A 5,572-nucleotide genomic window follows, 5' to 3' on the forward strand; every position below is an offset into this window, starting at 1 on the left:
GTCAGGACGGCGGCGATGGGGCCTCCGATCGGGCCGGAAAGGATCGCGAAGCTGTTGCGCGAATCGACGAGGAGGCCGGGCATGATCTCGAAGGGATTGGCCATGCTGATCAAGGCGCCGGCCGCGAACAGGACGCCGACGATGATCTGCCGCAGCCAGCCGCGCTCGCCGATCTGGGGCATCGCGACGGTCAGGAGAAGGCCCGCGAGAAGCAGGAAGAACAGGCTCTCGGCGAGATTAATCAGCAACACGGGACAGGACCTTTGGCCGATCGGGCCTGCCGAACTTGCTTTCAATTGTTGAAAGCCGTCCTAACGGATGGTCTTGGCGCCGCTTTTTGCTAGCGTGCCGGCCGATGCGCCACAGCTCTCCCAACCACGCCGCCCTGACTGCCGCTCCGGCCCCCGTCGCCGAGCGCGTCACGCCGATGATGGCGCAGTATCTGGAGCTCAAGGCGGGCCATCCGGACAGCCTGCTGTTCTACCGGATGGGCGACTTTTACGAGCTGTTCTTCAAGGACGCCGAGATCGCCTCGCGCACACTCGGCATCGTTCTCACCAAGCGCGGCAAGCATCAGGGCGACGACATTGCCATGTGTGGCGTGCCGGTCGAGCGCGCCGACGACTATCTCCAGCGCCTGATCGCCGCCGGCCATCGCGTCGCCGTCTGCGAGCAGACGGAGGATCCGGCCGAGGCCAAGAAGCGCGGCGCCAAATCGGTGGTCAAGCGGGACGTGGTGCGCCTCGTCACCCCCGGGACCATCACCGAGGAACGGCTGCTCGAGCCCGGCCGCGCCAGCCTTCTCGTCGCCGTCGCACGCCGCAGGACCGGCGAGGCGGCATCGCTCTACGGGCTTGCCGCCATCGATATTTCGACCGGCCGCTTCACCGTGATGGAGACGCCGCAGGAACGGCTCGCCATCGAGTTCGCACGGCTGGAACCGCGCGAGATCGTCTGCCCCGACGCGATCCACGACGATCCCGAGCTCAAGGAGTTCTGGCGCGAGATCGCCGTGCCGGTGACGCCGCTGGCGCGGGAGGGGCTCGATGCCGCTTCCGCCGAACGGCGCCTGAAGGAATTCTTCGGCGTCGCCACCCTCGATGCCTTCGGTGCCTTCAGCCGCGCCGAGGTCGCGGCGGCAGGTGCGGCGCTCGCCTATGTCGAGCGCACCCAGCTCGGCGCCCGCCCGCCGCTCTCCGCCCCGGTGCGCGATTCCGGCTCGGCCACGATGCTGATCGACGCGGCGACCCGCGCCAATCTCGAGCTGACCCGTACGCTGGGCGGCGAACGCCAGGGCAGCCTGCTCGCGACCGTCGATCGCACGGTGACGCCGGGCGGCGCGCGCCTGCTGGCCGAGCGCCTTGCCGGCCCGCTGACCGATGCGGCCGGGATCGCGGATCGCCACGATGCGGTCGAACTGCTCGTGGCGGATGGCCCGTTGCGCGAGGACCTGCGCCAGGCCCTCGAGAAGGTGCCCGACGTCGCGCGCGCCCTGGCCCGGCTCTCGCTCGATCGCGGTGGCCCGCGCGATCTGGCCGCACTCGGCGCGGGGCTCGACGCCGCCCGCGCGATCGCCGTCCTGCTCGTCGGGGTCGGCGAGCTTCCCAGGGAACTGGCGCGCGCCATGCGGGCCTTGGGCGAGAGCGATCCTGATCTCCCGGTCCGCCTGAATGCGACGCTGGCCGACGAGCTGCCGCTCAATCGTCGCGACGGACGCTTCGTGCGCGAGGGGTTCGATCCAGGGCTCGACGAACTGCGCCTGCTGCAGATCGACTCGCGCAAGGTCATCGCCCAGCTGCAGGCGCGCTACGCCAGCGAGACCGGCTGCCGCACGCTGCGGATCAAGCACAATGCCATGCTCGGCTACTTCGTCGAAGTGCCGCAGGCGACTGGCGAGGAGTTCCTCAGGGAGCCCTGGCGCGCGACCTTCGTGCATCGCCAGACCATGTCCGATGCGATGCGCTTTTCCTCGGTCGAGCTCGGCGAGCTCGAAGCCAAGATCGCCTCCGCGGCCGACCGCGCGCTCAAGCTGGAGCTCGCCATCTTCGCCGGGTTGAGCGAGGCCGTGCTGGCGCAGGCCGAGCCGATCAAATCCGTCGCCCTGGCGCTGGCCGAGCTTGACGTCGCCGCGGCGCTCGCCGATCTCGCCGCCCGCGAGGACTGGCGCCGCCCGCAGATCGACGACGGCGCGGCCTTCACCATCGAGGGCGGCCGCCACCCGGTGGTCGAGGCCGCATTGAAGCGCGACGGCAAGCCCTTCGTCGCCAACGATACCGAATTGTCGCCGCCCGGCGCTGATGCCAGCGGCGGCCGCATCTGCCTGATCACCGGCCCGAACATGGCCGGTAAATCGACGTTTTTGCGCCAGAATGCGCTGATCGCCGTGCTCGCCCAGATGGGGTCCTTCGTTCCGGCCACCCGCGCCCATATCGGCATCGTCGACCGGCTGTTCTCGCGCGTGGGCGCCGCCGATGATCTGGCGCGCGGCCGCTCGACCTTCATGGTCGAGATGGTCGAGACCGCGGCGATCCTCAATCAGGCCGGCCCGCGCGCGCTGGTCATTCTCGATGAGATCGGCCGGGGCACCGCCACCTTCGACGGCCTCTCGATCGCCTGGGCCGCGATCGAGAACCTGCATGAGGTCAATCGTTGCCGCAGCCTGTTCGCGACGCATTACCACGAGCTGACGGCTCTCGGAGACCGGCTCGACCGCGTCGCCAACGCGACCGTGCGCGTTACCGAATGGAAGGGCGAGGTGGTCTTCCTCCACGAGGTCGTGCCCGGCGCCGCGGACCGCTCCTACGGCATTCAGGTCGCGAAGCTCGCCGGTTTGCCGCCGGCGGTGGTCGAGCGGGCCCGGGCCATACTCGGCGAGCTCGAGAAGACCGAGCGCGAGAAGCCGGTCGCCTCGCTGGTCGACGACCTGCCGCTCTTCGCCGCGCCGCAGCGCCGGCCGGCGCCGATCGTAGAGGATGACCAGCCCGATGGATTGCGCGACGCCCTGGCCGGGATCGATCCCGACGAGATGACCCCGCGCGAGGCGCTCGAAGCGCTCTACCGCCTGAAGGGACTGGCCTGAGACGCTCTGCTAGCCCAGCCGCTTGACGCTGGTGATCGCGCCGAAGCTCTTGTCGCGGATGCGGTCGCGCGCCTCCCGCAGGGGCTCGCGATGAACATCCATCGTGTAGCCATTGGCGTGGAGCAGCGTATCGGGGGCGGTGAGGATGCCGACATGGCCCTTCCAGAACACGAGGTCGCCGCGCTGGAGTCCCGAGAGGTCCTCACGGAGTTCGACGGGGCGGCCGAGCGCGGCTTCCAGCATGTCGGAGTCGCGCGGCGAGGCGATGCCGGCCGCGGCGAGGGCGAGCTGCGTCAGCCCCGAGCAGTCGAGCCCGAGACTTGTCTTGCCGCCCCAGAGATAGGGCACGTTCCGGAAGCGCTCGGCGACGGCGACGAAATCGGACTCATGCCGGTCGAGCGGCGCGAGGTGCTTCGCGAAGACGTGGCCGCCATCGGCGAGGACGAGGAAGTCTCCGGCCTCGCCGGAGACCGACACGCCCGCGCCCAGTGACAGCGCCGCCAGCGGCGGCTGTTTGATCGCAGGGCCGGGATAGACGAAGGTCCTGAGCGCGGTGACGCGATGGGTCGGAGCGGGCGCATCCGGCCGTAGCGCGTCGTCCGGCAGGTAGCCGACATAGCCGTCGCCTGCGAGCTGGACCCAGGCCCAGCCTTCTTCGCGCTCGTAGACATCGACCAGCTCGCCCGCGAGCGCTTCGGTGTCCAACGGCGCATCGGGCCGCGGCTCCCGCCGCAACGGCGCGGAGGGGGCGATCACGCGCATCGGCTGCGGATCGGCGAAACGCGCCGCCTCCACCTGCCCCGTCAGGGCGCGGGCGGCGAGGTCGGGACGGAAGGCGCTGGTGCGGCGGTCGAGAATCGTCATGTGTGCAATCTACCGTGGAGAAGCCCGCTTCGGGAGGCCCCTCAGCTCGCGCCGATCTCCTTGGCGTGCTCGGTGACGAGATCGGCCAGCCTTTCGACCGCGAGCGCGCCGGCGACGGTCCGCTGGATCACGACATTGCGCCGGTCCGCTTCGTCGCGCTTGCGGCTGAGCAGGCCAAGCTTGCCGAGCGTATCGAGCGCGCGGGTGATGACGGGCTTGGTGACGCCGAGCTGCCTGGCGAGGCCACGCACGGTGTGCGGGGGCAATTCGAGATAGACCGTCAGCAGGATCGCCGTCTGGCGCGCGGAGAGATCGGCCTCGCTGTCCCGAACCAGGTCGAGATGCACCTGCCGCCACAGTCTGAGTGCCTGCGAAGGCCTGATCTCCAGGGGCATGAAGGCGCGGTTCCCGATCGTTACGGAACCGTATCATTGCCCTGTCGAGCCGGCGCTGCAATCGCCTTCGCCGATCAGCCTTAACCGACCGGATAGAACTGTTTGGCCAGCGCGTAGGTCAGTCGCGCGCCCTGGCATTCGCCACCTTCCGGGCGCCCCGGTTTGGCGGAGGGGTTCCACGCATAGATGTCGAAATGGGCGTAGGATCGCGTCTTCTCGACGAAACGGTTGAGGAACAGCGCAGCGGTGACGGAGCCGGCCATGCCGCCGCTCGAGACATGGTTCACATCAGCGATCTTGGAGTCGAGCAGCGTGTCGTAGGGGGCCCAGAGCGGCAGGCGCCAGACGGGGTCGTTCACGGCCATGCCGATCCGGGCGATCTCGTCGGCAAGCCCGTCGTCATGGGTGTAGAAGGGCGGCAGCTCCGGCCCCAGCGCTGTACGGGCCGCGCCGGTCAGCGTGGCGAAATCGATCAGCAGCTCGGGCGCCTCCTCGTCGGCGAGCGCCAGCGCATCGGCCAGGATCAGGCGGCCTTCGGCATCGGTGTTTCCGATTTCGACGAACAGCCCCTTGCGGCTGGCCAGCACGTCGCCAGGGCGGAACGCGTTGCCTGAGACGGCATTCTCGACGGCCGGCACCAGGAGCCGCAGGCGCACCGGCAGCCCGGCCAGCATGATCATGCGTGCAGCGGCGATCGCAGCCGCGGCCCCGCCCATGTCCTTCTTCATCAGCAGCATCGAGGCGTCGGGCTTCAGGTTGAGGCCGCCCGTGTCGAAGGCGACGCCCTTGCCGACGAGCGTGACCTTGGGGGCATCCGGTTCGCCCCAGACGAGGTCGATCAGGCGTGGCGCGCGCGGCGAGGCGCGGCCGACGGCATGGATCATCGGGAAGTTTCGCGCGATCAGATCGTCGCCGACGATGCTCGAGACCGTGGCGCCACACTCGGCGGCGAGCCTGCGGACCGCCGCCTCGATCTCGCCGGGCCCCAGATCATTGGCGGGGGTGTTGACAAGATCGCGCGCCAGCATCGCCGATTCCGCGATCAGGCCGATCTCCGCGCCGTCGATGCCCTCCGGCAGGCAGAGCCGTGCCCGTGGTGGATTCGGCTTGCGATAGCGATCGAAGCGATAGCCCTGCAACAGCCAGCCGAGCGCAGCCAGAGCCGGATCGTCGACCTCGCCGTCGAGCACGTAGTCGCCCGGCGGCAGCAGGGTGGCCAGGCGGGCAGGCCCGA

Annotated in this window: 5 protein-coding genes; 1 reads left to right on the top strand and 4 read right to left on the bottom strand. The window is 69.5% G+C overall.

Going from position 1 to position 5,572, the window contains the following annotated elements; genetic code table 11:
* Positions 1–251 (bottom strand): LytS/YhcK type 5TM receptor domain-containing protein (locus ACIPIA_RS09425; RefSeq protein ID WP_400508855.1); only part of this gene is annotated, 251 nt, incomplete at its 3' end.
* A gap of 104 nt (positions 252–355) precedes the next feature.
* On the opposite strand from ACIPIA_RS09425, the gene mutS reads away from it, so the two are divergent.
* Entirely contained in the window at positions 356–3,079 is a 2,724-nt protein-coding gene (gene mutS / locus ACIPIA_RS09430) for a DNA mismatch repair protein MutS (RefSeq protein WP_400508857.1), read from the top strand.
* Positions 3,080–3,088: 9 nt separating this feature from the next.
* Here the strand turns inward: mutS and ACIPIA_RS09435 are convergent, their stop codons facing one another.
* The 3 genes from ACIPIA_RS09435 to ACIPIA_RS09445 all read right to left on the bottom strand — a co-directional run.
* Entirely contained in the window at positions 3,089–3,943 is an 855-nt protein-coding gene (locus ACIPIA_RS09435) for a C40 family peptidase (RefSeq protein WP_400508858.1), read from the bottom strand.
* A gap of 41 nt (positions 3,944–3,984) precedes the next feature.
* The gene (locus ACIPIA_RS09440; RefSeq protein WP_400508860.1) at positions 3,985–4,338 is read right to left on the bottom strand and encodes a MarR family winged helix-turn-helix transcriptional regulator; all 354 of its coding nucleotides are present in this window, start codon (positions 4,336–4,338) and stop codon (positions 3,985–3,987) included.
* 80 nt (positions 4,339–4,418) lie between these two features.
* A partial coding sequence (locus ACIPIA_RS09445) for a leucyl aminopeptidase family protein (protein ID WP_400508862.1) occupies positions 4,419–5,572 on the bottom strand: 1,154 nt, incomplete at its 5' end.

It is taken from the genome of Allobosea sp. CER48 (assembly GCF_044752385.1).
Classification (GTDB): Bacteria; Pseudomonadota; Alphaproteobacteria; order Rhizobiales; family Beijerinckiaceae; genus Allobosea.